This is a genomic window from Arthrobacter sp. LAPM80, assembly GCF_046736435.1.
Taxonomy (GTDB): domain Bacteria; phylum Actinomycetota; class Actinomycetes; order Actinomycetales; family Micrococcaceae; genus Specibacter.
This window is the reverse complement of sequence record NZ_JBCHVD010000002.1, coordinates 331,802-353,613: the sequence shown is the minus strand read 5'-3', so window position 1 is coordinate 353,613 and position 21,812 is coordinate 331,802. Positions and strand designations below refer to the sequence as shown.

16 protein-coding genes and 1 tRNA gene are annotated in these 21,812 nt (G+C 60.7%); all 17 read right to left on the bottom strand.

Annotation, left to right across the window (positions count from 1 at the left end; all coding sequences use genetic code 11):
* Positions 1-40: 40 nt before the first annotated feature.
* On the bottom strand, positions 41-910 hold the full coding sequence (locus AAGW05_RS03945; RefSeq protein WP_411803157.1) for a glycosyltransferase: 870 nt from the start codon (positions 908-910) through the stop codon (positions 41-43).
* Positions 900-1,874, bottom strand: coding sequence for a glycosyltransferase (locus AAGW05_RS03940; protein WP_411803156.1), 975 nt, complete (start codon positions 1,872-1,874; stop codon positions 900-902). The genes AAGW05_RS03945 and AAGW05_RS03940 overlap by 11 nt, the downstream gene beginning before the upstream one ends.
* A gap of 182 nt (positions 1,875-2,056) precedes the next feature.
* A complete protein-coding gene (locus tag AAGW05_RS03935) occupies positions 2,057-3,310 on the bottom strand; it encodes a glycosyltransferase family 4 protein (RefSeq protein WP_411803155.1) in 1,254 nt (417 codons plus the stop codon).
* Positions 3,307-4,770: an oligosaccharide flippase family protein gene (locus AAGW05_RS03930; RefSeq protein ID WP_411803154.1), complete on the bottom strand. Its 1,464-nt coding sequence runs from the start codon at positions 4,768-4,770 to the stop codon at positions 3,307-3,309. Before AAGW05_RS03930 ends, AAGW05_RS03935 begins: the two co-directional genes overlap by 4 nt.
* A 7-nt stretch (positions 4,771-4,777) precedes the next feature.
* Positions 4,778-5,890: a DegT/DnrJ/EryC1/StrS family aminotransferase gene (locus tag AAGW05_RS03925; RefSeq protein WP_411803153.1), complete on the bottom strand. Its 1,113-nt coding sequence runs from the start codon at positions 5,888-5,890 to the stop codon at positions 4,778-4,780.
* Between the two features lies 1 nt (position 5,891).
* Positions 5,892-6,569: an acetyltransferase gene (locus tag AAGW05_RS03920; protein ID WP_411803152.1), complete on the bottom strand. Its 678-nt coding sequence runs from the start codon at positions 6,567-6,569 to the stop codon at positions 5,892-5,894.
* A gap of 2 nt (positions 6,570-6,571) precedes the next feature.
* On the bottom strand, positions 6,572-7,759 hold the full coding sequence (locus AAGW05_RS03915) for a DegT/DnrJ/EryC1/StrS family aminotransferase (protein ID WP_411803151.1): 1,188 nt from the start codon (positions 7,757-7,759) through the stop codon (positions 6,572-6,574).
* Entirely contained in the window at positions 7,756-8,757 is a 1,002-nt protein-coding gene (locus AAGW05_RS03910) for an NAD-dependent epimerase/dehydratase family protein (RefSeq protein WP_411803150.1), read from the bottom strand. Before AAGW05_RS03910 ends, AAGW05_RS03915 begins: the two co-directional genes overlap by 4 nt.
* Positions 8,754-9,863 (bottom strand): Gfo/Idh/MocA family protein, encoded by a 1,110-nt coding sequence (locus AAGW05_RS03905; RefSeq protein ID WP_411803149.1) that lies wholly within the window; start codon positions 9,861-9,863, stop codon positions 8,754-8,756. The genes AAGW05_RS03910 and AAGW05_RS03905 overlap by 4 nt, the downstream gene beginning before the upstream one ends.
* Before the next feature lie 48 nt (positions 9,864-9,911).
* Complete coding sequence (locus AAGW05_RS03900; RefSeq protein ID WP_411803148.1) at positions 9,912-11,501, bottom strand: sugar transferase; 1,590 nt, start codon at positions 11,499-11,501, stop codon at positions 9,912-9,914.
* Positions 11,502-11,997: 496 nt separating this feature from the next.
* Positions 11,998-14,601 carry a response regulator transcription factor gene (locus AAGW05_RS03895; protein ID WP_411803147.1) on the bottom strand — a complete coding sequence of 868 codons (2,604 nt, stop codon included), beginning with the start codon at positions 14,599-14,601 and terminating at the stop codon, positions 11,998-12,000.
* 147 nt (positions 14,602-14,748) lie between these two features.
* On the bottom strand, positions 14,749-17,478 hold the full coding sequence (locus tag AAGW05_RS03890; protein WP_411803146.1) for a LuxR C-terminal-related transcriptional regulator: 2,730 nt from the start codon (positions 17,476-17,478) through the stop codon (positions 14,749-14,751).
* A 120-nt stretch (positions 17,479-17,598) separates the two neighbouring features.
* Positions 17,599-18,183, bottom strand: a complete 585-nt coding sequence (gene pth / locus AAGW05_RS03885; RefSeq protein ID WP_411803145.1) for an aminoacyl-tRNA hydrolase — start codon at positions 18,181-18,183, stop codon at positions 17,599-17,601.
* A gap of 12 nt (positions 18,184-18,195) precedes the next feature.
* Entirely contained in the window at positions 18,196-18,756 is a 561-nt protein-coding gene (locus AAGW05_RS03880; RefSeq protein WP_411803144.1) for a 50S ribosomal protein L25/general stress protein Ctc, read from the bottom strand.
* Positions 18,757-18,956: 200 nt separating this feature from the next.
* Positions 18,957-19,937: a ribose-phosphate diphosphokinase gene (locus tag AAGW05_RS03875; RefSeq protein WP_411803143.1), complete on the bottom strand. Its 981-nt coding sequence runs from the start codon at positions 19,935-19,937 to the stop codon at positions 18,957-18,959.
* 38 nt (positions 19,938-19,975) lie between these two features.
* Positions 19,976-21,439 (bottom strand): bifunctional UDP-N-acetylglucosamine diphosphorylase/glucosamine-1-phosphate N-acetyltransferase GlmU, encoded by a 1,464-nt coding sequence (gene glmU / locus AAGW05_RS03870; protein ID WP_411803142.1) that lies wholly within the window; start codon positions 21,437-21,439, stop codon positions 19,976-19,978.
* A gap of 101 nt (positions 21,440-21,540) precedes the next feature.
* Positions 21,541-21,615: transfer RNA gene (locus AAGW05_RS03865), tRNA-Gln, on the bottom strand.
* Positions 21,616-21,812: the final 197 nt, after the last annotated feature.

Below are 21,812 nucleotides of genomic sequence, written 5' to 3'. Positions count from 1 at the left end.
GAGGCCAACCATATACCCGTTATCTGTATCAATGGTTTTTTCAATGCGCACGTGTTGACGCATCTCCAGCGATGAAGGACTTGAAGGCATCCAACCCACTTTTCCCAGCGACGCCCAAGATCAGCGCCTTGCCTGCTCTTCGAAGCGCATCCCTGGCCGCCCGCCCCGGAGCAAGCACACAGCCGTCAAGCAATAATTTCAAGGCGGCAGGCTCCCCCACCTCATCGAGTCCCACCTTGAAAATCTCCTTGTACCTGCCGGGGGCAACGCGGTAACCCCTGACCCGGTTGCTGACATTGCCCGTGTGGATCATTTGCAGCCACCCCGGCGAGCCGAGAATTTCAACGACTGGCATCAACTCTCCAAGTTTCGTGTGCCAGTCAACCCAGCAGGTGCTGGGATCCTGCCAACTATCCGAGACCGAACAAAAAGCATTCTTCGGGTCTCTACGCAAATACAGTCGCCCGCCTTGCTGAATCAGACCATTACCCAGATACAAGGCAACCCGCCTTTGGTCCTTGACGGCCGATTGCACGCGGTGCACAAAGTCCACAGCCAGTCCGTCGTCGTTGTCCAGGTTTGTGGTCAATAGGACGTCACCGGCGGCACCACTCACGCGTCGGATATCGGCAATCAGAACATCTTGTGGCACCTCATCGCGGTAGATGGCCGTGAAGAGGCCACCGCTGCCGAGCTCGCCGATCCTGTCCCGCAACCATTGCGGACTTTGCGTGTCAAGATAGATGATCCATTGGAATCCCTGTTCGGATTGCTGCTCGACGGAGCGAAAGCAGTATCGCTCAAAGAGCGCCATACGGTCAATAAGCCATCCTTCCTGGGCGCGCACCAAGCTCTCAACCCCTGGAGTTGGAAGATTGAATCGTGTCAGCAGAACATGGTCAATTCGCATCAGGCAGTTCCCCCTCATCAATCATTGCCATCAGCTGGCTGGCCCGAGCATCCCAAGTATGTTGGCTGGCAAAAGAGCGTCGGGCAGCGACATTCTGCTCAGCTTCTTGACCGCCCAATATGTGCCGGACCATGGACACGAAGTTCGTGGTCGAGTCCGCAATGTTCACCCATTCGCTGTCGAGCCATCTGGCTGATGGCAGATCGGTACTCACCACTTGCATGCCAGCTGCGAGGTAATCCAGAGTCTTGATGGGAAAACTAGCTCGGTTGAAGACCGTGTCGGCATAGGGCGTGATTCCCACCGCCGCTGTCTGCATCCGCGCAAAGGCGTCTCCTTCGGGAATCTCACCCAACCACGAGACACCCTCTGAAGCCAGAAATTTGTCGAGACGCCTGCGGACCTGCAGGTCCCGTTCCCTCCGTGGGCCGATGACTTCTATTTCCACACCGCTGGCCACCAGCTGGTCCAACAGATCCAAATCTAGACGTTCATTGAGCTGCCCCACAAGGGCGGCCACAGCACGGCGCTGGTGCATTCGGACGCCGTCGTTATTAAGATGGTGGCTACTAAGGCATCCATTGGGGAGCACGACAGGGACACAGTCAGGATTCCGTTCGGTGATCAACCCACCGAGTGACGGCGACACGATGCAGACGGTATCGGCTGCGTTGATGTTGCTACGCAGGTTGGTCGAGACTGCCTGCTGCGAGAGCCCCATCATGGACGAACCCGCCACCCAGTCATCCGTAACATGGAGAATTTTCCGCCCGCCAATGCCAGCAGGAAACACTTCCCGGGGTGAGAGAAGAATGGTGGCGCAGTGCTCAAAGGGCAGTTCCCGCACCGTCGCCCTGATGGCTCGACCCACAAGGGCCTTGACGACATCACGCAAAACCGGCCGGGTAAACCCGGGCGGAGCAGAAATACGCAGACGGAGCATGCCGGGCTTGATCTCGTCCACTGCATAGCCTGGCCACAACGGTGGCCGTCCTTCGGATGCCGGGCCAAAAATCGGCGACGGCGGATCCACCCACAACACGGCAGCACGTTTGGCTAGAGCCCCGGCCAAACGGTGGTCGGTGCCACGAGTGTTTTCCCACCGGCTCCCGGCGATCACGACGATCAACCTTTGGGAGTCGCCGCTCATCGCTTTACCTGCGCGTTCGCAGCGACGGGCGTTGCATTGAAGTCATCGAGCGAATACCTCCGACCAAGCTTCGCCGTGAATTGCTTTGCCTTGTAGTCGAGGAAACGTCCCGCGGCTATACCGGCATGGCGTAGTTCAATGAGTGGACGGGCCGGGGCCGCCTCGAGTGCCTCCTCATAGAATGCCAGCTGCTTGAGCGCAGCGACGTCCAAGGAAAAGCGCTCGCACACAAGTGTCCTAGCAAATTGTCCCAATTCAGCACGCAGCGCCGGTGCCTTCGCCAACCGTTCAAGAATGATCATGAGCCTCTCCACCGCATCGTCGCTGCCAGAACCCACACCGTACCAGCCCTGCCACAGAAAAGTCGCCAGCGACTCCTCCTCGAGAAGCTCCCAGAAACCCTTCTCACCCTGGACGATCAGGGGCAGCCCAAACGCCATGGCCCGCAGCGCCGAACCGCCCATGCCAATGCTGACATCCGCACACGCGTAGGCAGGGCGCGGATCCGTGAGCTCACCTGTCAGGAAAATCCGTGTGGCGCCCAATGCCGCGTTGGCGCCCTGGGCTGCTTGCGCAACTTCTGCCATGGCCGGCCCGTCACCGGCAATGATGAGCTGGACGGGATAGCGGGAGTTGAGCCTTTCGATGGCAGTGATGGCACACAGGATGCCTTCCAACTTCATTTCATGGGCCAGCCGGGAAACGATCGAGACAGTGAAGATGTCAGCCGGCGCATCAAATGTGTCAAGGAACGCTGCAGTATGGAACTCTCCATGCCTGCCATTGAGCGCCGTGTCTACAGGTGGCTCGAGCAATCCCGCGTGGGTCCGCCCGAAATCCTTTTCAGCCGCAAGGATCTGCTCAGTACCTACCAGCATGGGGATATTGGCTGGGATGAAGGGCGCAACCGCCATGGACATGACGGTAGCCGTCGCGACGGCACCAGACCGGCCCGAACAAGCCAGGACGGCTTCCAGTGCTGGTGGCCATTCGTACGCGTGGACCACATCGATGCCGAGTTCCTTCACGGTGCGGCGCAGGTGGGTGGCAACACCCGGAGTTGGCCGGCGGTGCACGGCAGGGGAGGAAATGAAATCCAGGCCCAGATCCTTAACCCGTTCCACGAGTGGACCCGGCTGACCATAAACCACCACGTCGTGGCCAAGCTTCTGCACAGCCGCAGCCAGCTCAATGGCGTTCAGCTGACTACCGCCAATGGCCATATCGTGCGGATAGACAAGAATCTTCATGCCACAGTTTCCTTTTCTCTGCCCCAGCTGCGAATAACAGCCAGGTCCGTGCGGCGGGCGATGAGTAATACTGACATGGTCAACGTTCCCAAGGCGGCAGCGGCCAGAACAGCCAACCAATCCGCGTCAATGGCCGAGGCCAGCACATAACTTCCACCCGCCACGGGAACGGCCACAAGGATTGACAGCCACATCTTGCCCAGAAAATCCATGAGCCGAAAGCCCCTGGCGGCGAGCATCTTGAGATAAATCGGCAGGACCACGAGCGCAGCAACAGCGACAGGTGCCGCCGCCAGACCAGCCAGGCCTCCCCAGTGGGCACCAGCCAGGAGGGCAGGGACCAAAACGAGCAACCAAACGATCTGAACCTTGAATATTGCTCCGGAACTGCCCAAAACAACCAAGTAGTCATACACAAGTTCAAAGAGGATACGGAACACGGCAAAGGCGGCCAACCAGACCAAGGGCACAGCCGCGGCAGCCCATTCATTCCCGTATACAAACGTCACCAACGGGACGGCCACACCGGCCATGACGGCAACCACGGGCAGGACGGCAGCTGTGACGACCCCTGTCAGGGACAACATGGCCGAGCGCATGGCAGGGGGGTCGTGCTGCAGCTTTGCAAATACCGGCGGCGCCACGCCTCGCAATGGCTGGGAAAAGATGCTTGTGGGCCAGCTTGAAAGGTTGAACGCCAGTACATAAAAGCCCAACACCACTGCGCCAAGTACTTTGCCGGCAATAATCTGATCCGCATACCCCACAGCAAAAACGACGATGCTAGAACCCGCCAAAGGCAGGCCAAAAAGGAGCAATGGCCGTATTTTGTACCTATTGAACCCAAATCTGACTGGCAACGGCGAATATTTGATGAACATGATTGCTGCAACGAGACTGGCCGCTACCCGCCCGATGGCTAGACTCATGGCACCCAACCCCATAACAACCAAAACCACGGAAACAATGGCCCCGAGCCAGACATTGACCTGGTCAATGACCATCCTCCGCCCCTGCAGGAAGTCCCTTTGCATGAGTGCCGCAGGAGTCGCCACCGCACCATTGATGACGACACAGCTAGCGATGACCCTCACAACGGCCGTGGCATCCGGATCCCCCATGGCCGTGGCGAAGTACGGCGCGCCCAGATATGCGCCAATAAAAATGAGGGTACTGCTGACCACGGAAATGGTTGTGACGGTTCCCGCTATTTCCTTGGGATCACCTACCCACCGCACTATGGCAAGGCTGACTCCAAGTTCGTTGAAACTCAAAATGGCAATGAGAGCGACAAAGGCAATGGCATAGGTGCCAAATTGTTCCGGCCCCAACAGCCGGGCCAGGGCAATACCAATCCCGATGGTGCCGAACTTGGAAATGAGTGTGTTCAGCAAGCTCAGCGCAAAGGCCCGGGCGGCCGTGGGCGTTGCCCTCGCTGATTCCTGCAGTGGAGTCGCCATTAGCATTTCACCCTACCCGCAGCACCTGGCGCAGAGTGTCAACAACCCGTTCCTGCTGCTCCGGAGAAATGTGCGGGAACAATGGAAGTGAGAGGATCCGACCGGCCGCCACTTCAGTGACGGGGAAGTCACCTTCACCCTTGCCGAGGTAGGAAAATGCCTTGGTCAGATGGATGGGGGTCGGATAGTGGATGCCGGCACCGATGCCTGCCTCATTCAGATGGGCTAGGACAGCGTCCCGGTCCTGCACCTCTACGACATACAGGTGCCATGCGTCCTGATATCCGGACCGGCCCACCGGAATCCTAACACCGTCCACATCAGCCAACAGACCGCCGTAGATGGCGGCTGCGTCCCGCCGCATGCCGTTCCAGCGCGGCAGGCGATTGAGTTTGGCGTCCAGCACCACTGCCTGGATCGTGTCGAGCCGGGAGTTCATGCCCACAACATCGTGGACATACTTGCTAGGACTGCCATGTGCGCCAAGCATACGGATTTGCTCGGCCACCTCGGGGTCATCAGTGGTTACGGCGCCGGCATCCCCCGCCGCCCCCAGGTTTTTTCCGGGGTAGAAGCTGGTGGCGCCGGCGAGGCCGAATGAACCTGCGACCTTGCCGTTGTGGCTGGCACCCTGAGACTGGGCCGCGTCCTCAATGACAACCGCATTGCAGGAAGCGGCGATGGAAAGTATTTCCTCCATGGAAGCCAACTGCCCAAATAGGTGAACAGGAAGGACTGCCCGTGTCTTGGCTGTGACAGCATCAGCCACCCGCTGCGGATCAATCAGCAAATGCACAGGTTCCACATCCACCAGCACCGGTGTGGCTCCCATGCGCGCCACGGCCTCGGCCGTGGCAATAAAAGAATTCGCCGGCAGGATCACTTCCGAACCCGCGGTCACACCGCAGGCGCGCAGTGCCAACTCCAGGGCATCCGTACCATTGCCCACGCCAATACAGTGTGCTGTCCCCGTAAACTGCGCATAGGCCTTTTCGAAGCGGCCGACGGCAGGTCCGCCAATGAACGCCGCGGTGGTCAACACCTCGTCAATTTCTTCGCGAATATCGTCAATAATTTCAGCCTGCTGCGCCTGCAGGTCGACCAATGGAATATGTTCCATCTCAGACCATCCTCCCCACTTCAAGGTTTGCAACGTCAATTTCCTCATGCCGCTCCAAGCTCCGGGCCGGCACCCCAACCCAGGTTTCGCCGTCGGGCACGTTATGGACGACGGCGGCCCCCATACCCACGGTGGTGCCGGCGCCAATCGTGCACCGTTCGCGCACGCTGGCGTTCATGCCCAGATAGGCGCCCCGGCCGATCCGCACTCCGCCACCGAGAGACACTCCGGCGGCCAGTGTTGCAAAGTCCGCCAGGACGTCGTCGTGCGTCAGGGTCACATGCGGCATGGCCACAACGTGCCGACCCACGCGAACGTCCGCCGTCAGCACCACATGGGCCAGCAGGATGCTGCCCTCACCCACCGCCGAGCCGGGCGGGACCACCGCTGTCGGGTCAATGACTGTGGCATAGCTAGAGTCATGCACTCCGAGATCTTCCAGTTGCAGGGCAATGCGCTCCCGGACCGAACCTTTGCCGGCGCACAGGACAAACTGCGCGCCCGGGTACCTCACTGCGTCGGCTATGGGCCCCAGCACCGGGACGCCGCTGATGATGGTGCCTCTGAGCGCCGGGTCGTCATCGAGGAAACCGACAACGACGTGTGTTCCTGTAGAACGCGTTGACACGATGACTTCACGGGCCAGCCCGCTGGCTGCTACGAGTATGAGTGCCGGCATGATCAGTTCTTCCCTGCAGTCATGACGGCGCCGATGACGCGCTCCTGTTCAGAGCCGGTGAGCTGGTGGAATACCGGAAGTATGAGCGTGTTGTCGGTGAGCCTGTCCGTCACGGAAAGGTCCGCTACACCGGTGTCCCACCCTGTGTAGGCAGGTTGGCGGTGGGAGGCCATGATGCCGCGGCGGGCGGAAATACCTCTCGCCGCCAAATGTTCCAGAAGCCCTTCGCGGGTGGTTCCGAATTCGGGCAGCACCTCCAACCAAAATGATTGGAAGTTGCTCGTCCCATAGACCGGGTCATGGGACAGCCGCAGCCCGGGAGTGCCGTCCAGCGCTGCAGCATAGCGTGCCACGATCCGGCGTCTCTGGGCAACTGCCTCTGCCAGCCGCCCCAACTGAACAATACCTACGGCTGCCTGCATGTCGGTCATACGGAAGTTGTAGCCAATTTCCGTGTATTCCTCCGGCGGTGCCAACACGGCCGAATGCCTACTGGCGGCCGAGGCGCTCATGGCGTGCTCGCGCAGCTTGGCCGCCCGTTGCGCCCAATCGCCGCGGGAGGTGGTGAGCATGCCGCCCTCCCCCGTGGTCAGAATTTTGCGCGGGTGGAACGACCATGCGGTGATTTCGGCGCCTGCGCCCACGGGCAGAGACCGATAAGTGGATCCGGCACCGCACGCAGCATCCTCAATCACAGCAATCCCCAAGGGGTCGCACAACTCCCGGATCGGCGCCAAGTCGACAGGCATGCCGCCCTGGTCAACAACGATCACTGCCCGGGTCCTGGGCGTCAGCGCAGCCGCAATGGTGCCGGCTGTGACGTTGCCCGTCTGCAGTTCGACGTCCGCGAAGACCGGTCTGGCCCCCACGTACGTGGGGGCGTTGGCTGTGGCGATGAAGGAGAACGACGGAACGACGACGTCGTCCCCGGCCTTGATCCCGGCCACCACCAGGGCCAGATGAAGCGCCGTCGTGCAGTTGGAGGTGGCAACGGCAAATCCCGCGTTTTGCGCCGCAGCGAATTCTGCTTCAAACTGTGCAACTTTGGGCCCCTGGGCAACCCAGCCGGAGGCGATGACTGCCGCAACAGCCTCGGCCTCCTCGGCGCCAAGCCAGGGCTTCATAACATTGATGCGGGGCCGGGCCGCCATTTCCAGCCCGGCCATGTCTTGTGCAGGTGAGGCCGTCATCGGATGCCCGCGCCCACGGTGCGGCCGGCAGCGATTTCCTCACGCAACGGCCGCCACCACGCAACCAGTTCGCGCAGCCCGTCTTCCAACTGCACGCCAGCGGTAAAACCAAGGTCTTGCCGGGCTGCGGAAACATCTGCAAGCCGCCGCACAACGCCGTTGACGGCACGCTCCGGTCCGTGTTCGACCTCGAGGGTTGAATCCATGGCCCGCAGAAGCGCCTGGGCAAGTTCCAACAGCGACGTCTCCTGCCCGCTGGCAATGTTGTAGACGCCCTCGTTGATGCCGCTTGCCGCGGCCAAAATGTTGGAGCGTGCGATGTCCACCGTGTAGGCGAAATCCATGGTCTGGAGACCGTCGCCGAAAATCAACGGGGGCAGGCCGTCGGCAATCCGTTCCATCCAGCGCACCAACACCTCCGTGTACAGGCCATGGACGTCCATTCGGGGGCCGTAGACGTTGAAGTATCTCAGGAGCACGTAGTTCAAACCTGACATGGCCCTGAAACTTCTGACCATGCCTTCGTTGAAGGACTTGGCCGCACCGTAGAACGTGTCGTTATTGTGATGATGATGGCGTTCGGTCGTGGGGAAGTCTTCCGCCATCCCGTAGACGGAGGCACTGGAAGCCGCCACAAGCTTCCCAACCTTGTGTTCCGCGGCTGCCTCGATCACGTTGAAGGTGCCGTCGACGAGCACTTCCAGCGCCAGCCGGGGTTCCTCGGCACATTGGGTGATGCGGATGGCCGCCTGGTGGAAAACAATGTCCTTGCCCCGTGTCAGGTCGTGGACGGCGTCGCGGTTGCGCAGGTCAGTCTCGTGGAGGTCGACCTTGCCCGTGGCCAGCGCATCAGCAAGGTTCGAACTGCGTCCGCGCACCAAGTTGTCAAGCACGTCAATGTGCCCGGCACCTGCCCTCAAAAGCTGATCGACAATCGTGGACCCGATGGTGCCGGCCCCACCCGTCACCAGAATATTTGCACCCTGTAGCGTGCTCATCGTGTTCCCTCCAGTTGAACGTCGATACTTGCCACGAAACTTCTCTCCCCGCCTTGTTCCAGGCTTCGGCTGGCTGCCTCCAGGACATTCAGGACCCGCATCCCTGCCAGTCCGCTGGTGCGCGCTGACCTACCTTCCCGGATGCTGGCTGCGAATTCTGCAACCATCAGTCCCAGTGGTTCCTTTTCCGGAAGTGCCGGGGACCAGGTGTCGCCCATGCGGTAGGAAATGGCTTGGGCCTGGCGCTGGGCGGCCGAGGTGGACGCCTTCTCAAAATTGATGCCCCTGTCGTAGACGCTGATTCGCTGCTGTGGGACAAGGTCGTCCCACACCAGGGTGCGCTTCGTCCCGCCAATGATCATCTGCCGGATTTTTGTGGGACTGAGCCAATTGACGTTGATGTGTGCCATGGCGTTGTTTGGCAGCGCAAACGTCAGGTGGCCCACGCACGCTTTACCCGTGCCCAGTGGATCGGCCCCGTGGGCGGCGACGGAATCGGGCCGCAGCCCGCCCGGCATAATGAAGTCAATGATTGAAAGGTCGTGGGGTGCAAGGTCCCAAAAGACGTCAACGTCCGGCTGGACCAGGCCCAGATTGATCCTCACGGAGTCGATGAACAGGATGTCTCCGAGTTCGCCTTGCTCAATTAGTTCCCGGATCTTCATTACAGCGGGCGTGTAGCAGTAAGTGTGGTCCGCCATCAGGACCAGGCCACGCTCTGCCGCGGCGTCGACCATCGCCATCCCCAGCTCACGACTACCAGCCAAAGGCTTTTCCACCAGGACGTGTTTGCCAGCCTCAAGTGCCGCCAGAGCGATCAAGTGGTGAGTACGCGCCGGGGTTGCTATGGCTACTGCGTCAACCTCGATGGAGGACAACAGGGCATCCAACGATTCAAAGACGGGGACGTCCCCCAAGGGGCCGGCAACCTTCAGTGCCCGACCTCGGTCTTGGTCCACAATGGCGGACAACTCCCAGGCCTGGCTTGCCTTGAAATTTCGGGCTAGGTTGGGGCCCCAATAGCCCGCACCTATGACTGCAACCTTCAACAGGGCGCCAGGGTCAACCGACGATTCCTGATGGAGGGGATCTGAATTTGAGACCATGATTCATTCCATTTCTATGTGAAGTTGTGCCTCATTGCAAAAGGTGGGCTAGCTGGCCCCCTCCGGGGAATAGACGGCCTTGGCAGTACGCCACAGAATGATGAAATCGCCGGTCAGGGACCAATTCTCTACGTAGTAGAGGTCAAGCCGGACCGACTCTTCCCACGGGAGTATCGACCGTCCACTGACCTGCCACAGTCCGGTAATGCCTGGCTTAATCAGCAGGCGGCGCCCTGCGGGGGCCTGGTATTCGGCCACTTCCTTGGCAAGCGGGGGCCGGGGGCCAACAAGGCTCATGTCCCCGATAAGGACATTCCACAGCTGGGGAAGCTCGTCAAGGGAGTACTTGCGCATCCACCGCCCGCACCCGGTGATCCGGGGGTCCCGGGCCATCTTGAACAACGGCCCTGCGCCTTCGTTCTTGCCGGCAAGGCCGTCAAGAAGCTTTTCTGCGTCAACCACCATGGACCGGAACTTCAACATTTTGAACGTTTCCCCATTGCGGCCAACCCGTTCCTGGTGGAACAAGGCGGGACCTGCGCTGTCCATCCGGACAATCAGGGCCAAGAGCAGCAAAACGGGTGAAAGGAACAGTAGCCCCGTGGCCGATAGGACCACGTCCATCGCTCTCTTGTACAGGTGTTTGCCACCTGAGTACTGGGGAAGTTCCACATGCATCAACGGAAGCCCCTCCACGGGACGGAAGTGCACCCTGGGGCCGGCAACATTTGTCAGGCTCGAGGCCAGAACCAGCTCGGTGTGGAGTTCGCCGAGGTCCCAGCCCAGCTGCTGTATGGTGGCGGGGCCGCCAGGGAGGTTTCCTGCGACGATGACGGTGTCGGCGCCCGTGGCGGCAAGCACGTTCTCAATCCGTGCGCTGCTGGAAAAAACCGGGAGACGGTACCACGGGGGGTTCAATTCCGTTCCAGCTGCCAGGGACGTCAGTGCTACACCAGCAACCCGGTACCCGGTGGCCGGGTTGGACCGCAGCTGGGAGATGACATACTGCGCATCCTCTGTGGTGCCCATGACCACAGCGTTGGAAAAGCAACCTCCGGCGGTCCGCCGTCTGGCCAGCCACCGTCGCCATAGCCAGCGGGACAGCATCAGCAGGAATATGCCTAGTGGCAGCGCTATGGCAAAGAAACCGCGGACGACGTCAAGTTTGAAGACGACCATAAAAATGGCGAGCAGGCCAAATGCACTCAGCGTCGAATGAATGATCCTCTTGTATTCCGTGGCACCTAAACCAAAGATACGTCGTTCACGTGAACTGAATATCTCCAGGGTGGCATTCCACACCACCAAGAGCAGCAGACTTAGGGGAATGTATCCATTAAGCGATGCGGCAGGATCCCCAGGAAGATCCAGGAAGAATCGCCCCATGAAGGCAACCGTAATAACGAAGCACGTTACAAACAGGTCGGTGAGCCGGATGTTTCGGGCGTAGGAGCTGGACCAGCTGGCTGCCGTCACCGGTTTGGTGCCGCCGGCCGGAGTCCTTGGCTTGCTGTCCCAGACGGAGTGCTTTGGCCGCGGCGGCCAGAAACCCTGTCGCGTTCCGGGTGCCTGTCGCTTACCGGGTGCCACCAGGGGCCCAGCCGACCATGCGGTGGAGTGATTCCTCAGGATGCTCATGACTGGCCTGCACCAACGAGGCGCTGGGTACCAAGGTGTGAGAAGTTGTGGGGAGCCGACGACGGCTGGGGGAAAGCCTTGGTCTCAGAAGGCTTATCCGCCGCCGGCTCCGAATGGGGAGCCCGGCATGTGGAACCGGGCTGACCTTTTGCGGTTGAGTCAGAGGAGCGAGTGATCATTATGCTTAGGTGCTCTCCGAGGCGGTCCGCGACTACCCCGCTAAGGTGCACCACCGCGTGCGTTGGATGAAACATTGAGACCTTCCTGCACTTAACGTCCGGTGGGATGCTTCCAGCTAACTTCCTGACGGCGCTGGACACACGAGTGGGCGCTACCCTAATGGCCAGTGGCGGCCCTGTGGTTTTACCGGGAATTACTCGAGGGTGTACTTGTGCAAGTACCTATTGCTACTTGGTTTGGTCCCCTCAGGGCACACAAAATAGGCCCTGCACAGGTGTGCAAGGCGGGTTGATTTAGGACTTTCGCGGACTTTTAGCTAGTCCGAAAGTACAAAGGCGAGGTCTTTGCGATCGGTGATCCCGAGCTTCGCATAGGCCCTGTAAAGGTGCCCCTCCACGGTGCGCACTGAGACATGAAGCTGGGCGGCAATGACCTTGTCAGTGAGGCCTTGTGCAGCCATCAGCCCAATTTCCATTTCCCTGGACGTCAGCATCTCCCGGGTCCTCCGTTGGCTTTTTGAGAACCCCTCCAAGAATTCCCCATCCGTGGTCAGTGCAAGCTCAACCAGGTCAAGGCCTTGGCGCACCTTGGCGAACAGGTTGCCCTCGCGGTCCTTGCCCACCAGAGAAGAAGCGAACCTCAGCACCTTGCCGGCATGTTGGTACATTTGTGCTTCCAAGAGCTGTTCAGCAGCATTCACCACTTCCGACGCCGTCCTTAGGCCCAGTGCCTGGGCGTACACGGCCAGCCCAGCGGCCCAGCGGCCTTCCACCTTGTGGGCAACGGGCAGGATCCGCGGTATGACCTGGTTCGTGTCAAAGTCCAGCATAAGGGACAGGGCATTGAGCTCAGCGGTCACGAGCCCGCGGTCCGCGGCATCGTCGGCTATAGTCAGGAGCTCGGCCAGACCGGTGCCATCGCCGTCGAGGTGCTCGCGGGCGGCGGCAATGAAAGCTCGCTCGTGGGCCACGACTATGAACATGCTGGCGTCTTCGCGGTATTGGCGCACCAACTTCCTTGCGATTTCATCCTGGCCGGTCCGTGCAGCCGCATAGGCAGCCATTGCGGCACAATATCCAAATAGTTGTTGCGGGTCGCTGTGCTGCAGGGCGTCGAGGCCCTCGAGCAGCACCGCAAGTGCGTTCGTGATGTTCCCCTGCCGAAGCATCAACATGCCGCGGGCAACTCCTACGCTGCCGCCAAAAGATATGGTTGCCTTGCCCACGTCGACGGCAAGGAATTGGAGCAATTGTTCCGATTCATCCCACTCCCCAGCCGTCAACGAGGCAATCTGGGCCCGGCTGATGATCATTTCAGGCACAAAATACACGTCGTGGTCTTCAGCCTGCTTGATGGCAAATGCCGCAGCCGCCCTTTCCCTAGCGGCTAGGGGAAATCCTATGGCGCTGAGGCGTTCCGCATCCATCGCCAAGGCTATGGACCTGTTGCACAGGTGGTCCAGGTCCGTTGGGTCCATGGCGTTGCCAAGCACACGCTCGATGTGCGGCACCATGGCCACATACCGGCCCGCTCGCGAGAGGGCCATCAGGTCGATGACATCAGCCCGCTCTCCTGCCCTCCACAGAATCTCAGCAGCATTCCCCGGATCCAGCCGTGCCAGCCGTTCCCCCTCGAAACGCAGCTTGGCGGCGTCCGTATGGATGACATCCGTGGAAAGTCCCAGTGCCGAATGTGTGGCTGCACGCAGCAGGCTGCCAAACAGCATCTCTGAAATGCTCTCGGCATGCCCGGAATCGAGCTCAAGGAGCTGTGCGGCCTGCAGGTACTGGCCCATATTGAATTTTGCTCGGGCCTTGACGGCATGTGCCTTCCGTAGATTCCCGGCACCAGAAACCTCCCCGGCAAGCCTCAACGCAACCCCGGACTCGTAGAGTTTGCAGGCGAAAATCGCTGCCGGCAACAACTTCTCGTCAGGAACGTGGCGGCCGCTTTCCAGCGTCCAGATGACGATGCGCAGCAGGGACTCCGGGGTTGACGGTTCAGCCTCGAGGTCGCTGATGAGACGGCTGTGCAACTGCTTGCTCCGCGAATGTGGCACCATCTCCCGGATGACTTCACCATAGACGGGGTTGACGAGACGCAAAATGCCAGACCCTTGGGAAGTTTCTTGGAGAAGGTTCCTTTCGAAAAGATCGCCGATGGCAGCGCTGCCAAGCTGGCTACTGACGGTTTCAGCCGGCACTGGTTCGGACAATGCAACAAGGTCCAGTGTTTCCCGTGCAGGGGCCGAAAGCCCGCGGAGTTGTTCCCTGACGACCTCTTGCAGCTGGTGCCCTGCCGGCACGGCCTCCATGTCCATGACCCAGACACCATCTATTTGGCGCAGCTTGCCTCGGCTCAGTGCGTCCTCCATGACGAGCCTCATGAGCAGGGGGTTGCCTCCGGCAGTGTTCCAGAAGTACCAGCTGGTGTTCGTCGTGGTTTGCCCACCTAGGGCACCTGCACAAAATGCGTTGCCTTCGCCCCGAGACAGGGGCTGGAGGCGGAATTTCTCGGCCAGACCGGTATCCCAGAGACGCGGAAGTGGACTGACAGGCTCATTTGCGGCACGGTGCGCAATGACAAGCTTGATCTTTCCTGCCTGGGTAAGGCTGACGACAACTTCGGCCGTTGCCCTGTCCAGGTAGTCGGCTTCGTCGATAATCATCAGCGGGTGACCGAGACTGGCACCCATTCCCAGCTTAGCCACGAGGGCCCCCTGCTGCTCCTCCAACAGTGCCAAAGTCTTTCTAATGGCATCGACATGTGACTCGACAAAGGACGACGAGGTGCGTCTCAGGTAGGGGGCCAGGATGCCAAAAGGGATGGTTGCCAGGGAGGGAGTTCCATGCAGCGCAATAACAGCACCCTTCCCGGACGCCAGGGCGGCTAGCTCACGTAGCAGGGATGTGGCCCCCAACCCCATCTCCGAACTGAGAAAAATCGCGCTGCAGTCAACACTTTGCAGCTGGCCGACTATTTTCGCTAGTTCCGCCTTGCGGCAAAACGATGTGTGGAGTGTGGCACCGCTGGTTGTGGATGAGCTGCGGTTCTCCCCCACCATCACCTAAATATCCTGATCTTCAAGAAGCTCATGGCGGTTGGTGATGCCAAGTTTGCTGTACAACTGATAAAGGTGTCCTTCCACCGTGCGCACCGAAACGCCAATCCTGTCGGCTATGGCACGGTTCCCCAGACCTCGTTTTGCCAATTTGGCTACCTGGACTTCCCTTGGTGTGAGCTTGACTCCGGCGCTTTGAGGCTTGAGCGGCAAGTTGGGAAGGTTCCGGTGAAGCCGTTCAAGGCGCTGGGATGCTGATCGGGCCAAAATGGATTTCCCCGCTTCCCTGGCGAAGTCCAAGGCGAGGACCGCACAACGGGATTCGACGGCGTCGAGCCCTAAACTCTCGGCAATTTCGGCCGCTTCCAACGCCTTTTCAGCACTGCGGGTGCGGCAACTGCGGGCAATCAGCACGTTCACTGTTGCCATGGGCCCCTGGCGCCGCAGCGACACTTCCTCCAACAAGGCGTACTGCTTGTCCGTGGCGTGAATACTTCCACCAAAAAGAGCCATCGAAGCTGTGGTAAACCGACCCTTGGCAATATCGAGTAAGGCCGAGCTGTGCAATTGTTCGGCAGCCCGGGGATCATCGAGCCACCGCAGTGCCATGAGCTTGAAAAATTCAGACATTGCAGTGTTGGTCCATAAAGTGGGGCCAGGAACTGAACTGGCCATGGCAAGGTAGCTTTGTGCCTCCTGGGCGTTGTTGACCTGGGCAAAGCAGAATGCCAGCGCCGAATATGCCAGCCCGAGAGCGTTGTCGCAGTTTCGGGCTTCAAGCTGCGCAGCCGCCGACATAAGCACCTGGACCCCCTCTGCCCCTCGCCCCGCATAGGCGTGCGCCAGGCCGAGGTCCAGTTCAATCAGGCCGCCCCGGTAAGGGACCAGTGTGTGCATTCCTTCGAGTTCGCGGCGCAGCCGCTGAACACACTCCACCCACAATCCGCTCCAGATCTGGGCGTTCGCCAGGCCGTTGCGGTAGTAGTCGCTGAAAAGCGGTGTGAAGCCCCTTTGTGCTATTTCCGCAGCGATCCGCTGGCCCAGTGCTGCGGATTCCACTTCGCGCCCGACAGCGGCCAGCGTGGGGACGAGCAGGCAGGCACTGTTAAGACTGTACTCAACATCGCTGTCCTTGACTGCCGCTTCCAGGTCCTCCACAACAGCCAAGAACTCACCGTGGTAAACCTGGAATTCACAACGGGCGAGGTCGACCATCCTCCGGGCCCGCCCTGCACTTCCGGAATGGTCCGCCTCCCAGGCCGCGGTTACGCGCGCCCCGGCTGCCTCCAGCAATCCCGGAATGCGCCGTTTGCCCTCGGGCACCCACAAAAGGGCCCCTGTCAGGGCAAGTGTCCAGGAGCCCAATTCCTCGGCGGTGAGGGCAGAGATGACGGTGGCGGGGACGGTGTCCAACTCGGCCACGGCAGATCCGTAGTCGGCCAATAGCCTATAGGCGGTGCTGCGAGCCTGCGCCGCCTTGACCCGCAAAGGGTGATCTATTGGGATTTGTGCCGTGCAGCGCAACGCAAGCACGGGATCGAAGTGCCGCAGTGCGCTTATTGCCGCGGCGAGGCCGAAACGGGGTTCCAGGACCATCCCGGCGTCCAGGGTCCAGGCGGCAAGAGACATTGTTTCTCGCCAGTCAAGTGAATCCAGTTCCCTGTCGAACGTCATGGCAATCTCGGCGAGCAACTCAGCCTTGCGCTCGGTCGTCAGCACGCTGCGCACGATGTCCCCTACATACCCCTCCGTCAAGGATGCGCGATGGCGGCCGTCACCACTGATCTGGACATAACCGCGCTCCTCAAGCTGCCACAGCACATCCTCTCCCAGGACGGATGAGGCCACATGAAGGGGCGCGTTGCCCAGCAGCGACATTTTCTCCACCCCGAGGCGCACCGAGGTTTCCTCCCGAGCCAGCCTGGCACGGACAATCTCGGCCAGTGTGCTGCTGGCATCCATGTTGATCGGATCCTTGAGAACCCAGCCGCCGAGATGTTTTTTGATGCTGCCCTTGGCCACCTGCTCGCTAAAAAGTGCCTGCAGCACCAGGGGAATGCCGTTACTGGCCTTATGCAACGCCGTCACTGCCGACTCGGAGACAAAAGTTCCCGTGGCCTTGGCGATCAGTTCCCCTACTTCGGCGCGAGTAAAGCGATCGAGCCGAACTTCACCCAGCATTCCGTCCTTAGCCAGCCAGACAAGGTCTTCCGGCAATTGGCCCAACTCGCGCGCCAAGACCAACAGCTTCGCTGTGCCGCCCATGAGCAGATGCATCAGGACACCCACCGTCATGGTGTCCAATCCTGGCAGCTCATCCACCACGAGCAGAACATCCCTGCCGGCAGCGTCGGCCCGGATGAGCTCGTCGATGCCTTGAATGATGCCGGTCGGAGATTCAAGGGAGGTGGCCGTTAGCCGCGCCATCAACATTGACAGCGGACCATAGGCAATGAGGGTCTCGGCGGGCGAGCCAAACAGCCGTTCAATATGAGTGGTGGCAGACAATGCCTCTTCTACAGCGTGAGCCAGTGAGGTCTTGCCGACCCCCCATGGCCCCAAAACCACGACGCCATAGGTGGCAGGCTCGTTGATGGCTTTGACCGTGACGTCAATCTCGGCCTGCCTAACGAAAGAAGACCACAGCTTGCGTTCCGCCGCCCCCATGGCTCCAAAGGTCCCCGAACGGGCTGGCCTCAACCATGTGGGAGCAGCGACATCATTGTAAATTGTCATGTCGAGACCCCATTTTTCCTGCGGCGGGCGGTCCCACAGAGCCGCTTACCACCTTGCTGCGATACTAACAGCATGGTCAGGAAAATTGAACCTTTAGGCTAGGAACGTTAAACCTTTGGGCTAGGAACGCAACTCGTGGAATTTCTCCTGCGCTGTCAGCAGGCCTTCGGCGGCAAGCAGCTCGACGGCGTCCGCTGCATTGTCGATCAGAAAAGGCAGGTCCTTGTTTTCTGCTGTCGAGAAATCACGCAGCACATGGCTGGCCGCGTCCGCGCGGCCGGGGGGACGTCCAACTCCGGCACGCACACGGTAGTAATCCTTGGTGCCCAGCGTCCGGGAAATATCGCGCAGACCATTGTGCCCGCCCTCACCGCCGCCAAGCTTGAGCTTGACGGTGTCAAAGGGGATGTCGATCTCGTCATGCACGGTAATCACGTGATCGGGCGTCAGGTTGTAGAACTTGGCGAGTGCCGCCGTCGGGCCTCCACTGAGGTTCATGAAGACCGATGGCTTGGCCAGGATCAGTTTGTGCCCGCCCATGGCCATCCGGCCTGTGGCCACCAGCGCCTTGGCCTTGTGGGTCTTGAAGGTGGCATCCATGCGGGACGCAAGTTCCTCAACCACCATGTAGCCAATATTGTGCCTGTTACGGCTGTAGCCGGGCCCGGGGTTCCCGAGCCCGACTACAAGCCACGTTTCACTCATAAGTGGTGAGTGCTACTCTGCAACTGCTTCAGGGGCAACTGCTGCTTCAGCCAAGTGGGCGATCAGCATGACGCCTTCAAGGGCCAGCTCGGTGTTGGCCGGGAGGACCAGGTCGGTGGCGTAGATGTGCTGGCCGGCTGTGCGGCCGGCAATGCTGACCTCAACACTGACAGGAACGTTGGTTGCATCGGCGGTGACGCTGACAACCATTTCTTCCTGGTTGACAACAACGGCTGCAGCAGGCTCGCCAACCAGTACGACGCGAACGTCAACAATGACCTTCTCGCCCTTCTGGACGGTCAACAGGTCGATGTGCTCGACGATCTGCAGTACGGGATCCTTCTGGACATCCTTCACCAGGGCGAGGTGCACGACGCCGTCAACTGTGACGTTCAGCAGTGCGTTGGCACTGCGGATGGCGCGGCTGGTTTCGCGCTCAGGCAGAACGATGTGCAAGGGGGCAACACCGTGGCCGTAGATGACTGCGGGGATCTGCTTGGCGCGGCGGATGCGGCGTGCAGCGCCCTTGCCGAATTCGTTGCGTGCTTCGCCGGTCAGGTTCAAATCAGACATGAAAAAAGCTCCTTCATTCTTTAGTGTGGGCGTGGACTAAACAGGTCAACACAATCCACAACACGAATGCAAGGAGCGTAGAAGACCCAGTCGATCACGGACACTTTTCGGGTGTCCCTCGCCAAGGTTTACTGCTCAATACTACCAGAACGACGGCCGCGGGCCCGCCACGGTTGTGGCGGGCCGGCCAGCGTGCGTTGTTAGGCGTTGCCGTCGAAGAGGCTCGTGACCGAGCCGTCCTCGAAGACTTCCTTGATGGCCTGGGCCAGCAACGGGGCGATGGAGAGCACCGTCAGGGTCTCGAAGCGCTTATCTTCCGGGATGGGCAGGGTGTTGGTGACAACAACCTGGCGGGCACCACAGTTGGCAAGGCGCTCGGCGGCCGGGTCGGAGAACACGGCGTGCGTTGCGGCGATAATGACGTCCTTGGCACCGGCATCCTTCAGGACGCGGACGGCACCGGCAATGGTTCCGCCGGTGTCGATCATGTCATCGATCAGCACGCAGGTGCGCCCTTCCACCTGACCCACCACAGTCTTGGAAACGGCCTGGTTGGGCACCGTCAAGTCGCGGGACTTGTGCACGAAGGCCAGAGGCGCGCCACCGAGGCGCTCGGCCCACTGCTCAGCCACGCGTACACGGCCGGTGTCGGGTGAGACGACGGTGACGGCGTCGTCCCCGACCATCTCGCGGATGTGATCGGCCAACAGCGGGATCGCGAACAGGTGGTCAACGGGGCCGTCGAAGAAGCCCTGGATCTGCGCGGTGTGCAGGTCAACGCTCATGATGCGGTCGGCGCCGGCAGTCTTGTACAGGTCGGCGACGAGGCGGGCGGAGATGGGCTCGCGGCCGCGGCCCTTCTTGTCCTGCCGGGCGTACGGGTAGAACGGGGAGACCACGGTGATGCCGCGGGCGGAGGCACGCTTCATGGAGTCAATCATGATCAGCTGCTCCATGAGCCAGTTGTTCAAGGGTGCCGGGTGAGACTGGATGATGAAGACTTCCTTGCCGCGCACGCTTTCCCCGGACCGCACGTAGATTTCACCGTTGGCGAAGTCGTAAGCGGAAATGGGCAGCAACTCGGTCCCGAGGCAGCGCGCCACTTCCTCAGCCAGTTCCGGGTGGGCCCGGCCCGTTGCCAACACCAGCTTTTTGTCGACGTTATGACTTAGTTCGCTCATGATTTTCTTTCTCGCGGTGGTGGTGGAAGTGAGAAGTTTTAGTTGGCTGCCGTGGCGGCGGCCTGTTCGGCGGCATCTGCTGAGATGCTGCCGGGCCGGTTGGCTGCTGTCCAGCCCTCGGCGTTGCGCTGCGGGGCAACTGTCAGGCTCAACGCACCGGCAGGCACGTCCCTGCGCACGATGGCGCCCGCGCCTGTGAAGGCACCGTCGCCGACGTTCACGGGGGCAACAAACACGGTGTTGGAACCCGTGCGGACGCCCGAGCCGATCTTCGTGCGGTGCTTGTTCACTCCGTCGAAGTTGGCTGTGATGTTGCCGCAGCCAATGTTGGTGTCCTCGCCGATTTCGGCGTCTCCGGCGTAGCCGAGGTGGGAAAGCTTGGAGCCGCGGCCGATCGTGACGTTCTTTGTCTCGTAGAACGCGCCGATCTTTCCGTCGGCACCCAGCACGGTGCCGGGGCGCAGGTACGTGAACGGGCCAACGTGGGCGCCCTCGCCGATGATGGCTCCGGTGCCGTGGGTGCGAGTGACTTCTGCACCTGCCGCGATCTGCACGTCGGTCAGCGTCGAATCAGGACCGACGACGGCGTCGCGCGCCACGGTTGTTGTGCCGTGCAGCTGGGTGCCCGGCAAGATGGTGACGTCCGCCTCAAGCTGGACGGTGGAGTCGATCCATGTGGTGGCCGGGTCGACGATGCTGACGCCTGCGCGCATCCAGCCTTCAACTATGCGGCGGTTGTGCTCGGCGCCCAGGGCGGCAAGCTGCACGCGGTCGTTGGCGCCTTCAACCTGCCAGCGGTCGGTTGTGGAGACTGCGGCGACCCTGCCGCCGTCGTTCCTTGCCAGGCCCAGGACATCGGTGAGGTACATCTCGCCCTGGCTGTTCTCGGTGGTGACACGCTTCAGTGCGCTGCGCAGCACGGCGGCGTCGAAGGCGTAGATGCCGGAGTTGATCTCGCGGATGTCACGCTCGGCGTCGGTGGCGTCCTTGTGCTCGCGGATGCCAAGGACCGTGCCGTCGGCTGCATCGCGCAGGATGCGGCCATAGCCGGCGGCGTCATCGAGGACTGCCGTCAGGACCGTGACTGCGTTGTTGTCGGCATTGTGCACGGCGACGAGTTCCTGCAGGAGATCGGTGGTCAGCAGCGGAACATCACCGTAGGTCACAACAACAGTGCCGTTGAGGGTTTCCCGTGCGTCAAGGGCGTCCATGGCCTGCTGGACGGCGCGGCCGGTGCCGGGAATCTCGTCCTGGTCCACAAGGATCACGCCGGCGTCGAGTCCGCCCACATGCGCGGCGACAAGGTCACGCTCGTGACGGACAACAACGGCAAGCTTGCCGGGGTTCAAACCCTGCGCTGCAGCAAGAGCGTGACCAACCATGGAAATTCCACCGATGGTGTGCAGGATCTTGGGTGTGCGTGATTTCATCCGGGTGCCTGCGCCTGCAGCGAGAATAATGACTGCTGCCGGGTTGTCGGTGGGGATGTCTTGGGGGCTCACTAAGTGGCACTCCTGCCCGGACGAAAGTCCGTTTTCAAACGTACGCAATGGGAAACAACTCAATGGTACCCGCTCGGCTGGCATGCCGGATTTTTCAAAAGTGGTTCCGCCCATAGGATTCGAACCTATACTCCACAGCTCCAAAGGCTGGGGTGCTGCCATTACACCAGGGCGGACCATGCGCTTCCCGCTCTCGCCGGAAGCTCACGAGAATATAGTGTGCCACGGGCATGGCATCTTTCGCGAGTTGAGACGGCCCGGGTGGCCGAAATCCACACCATGAGGTGTGAAAGGTCACACAAAGACTTGTCCGGCCATGTTCCGTTCTGCGCTGAACCTACTCGTGGACTTGGCGCACAACACTGTTCTGCGC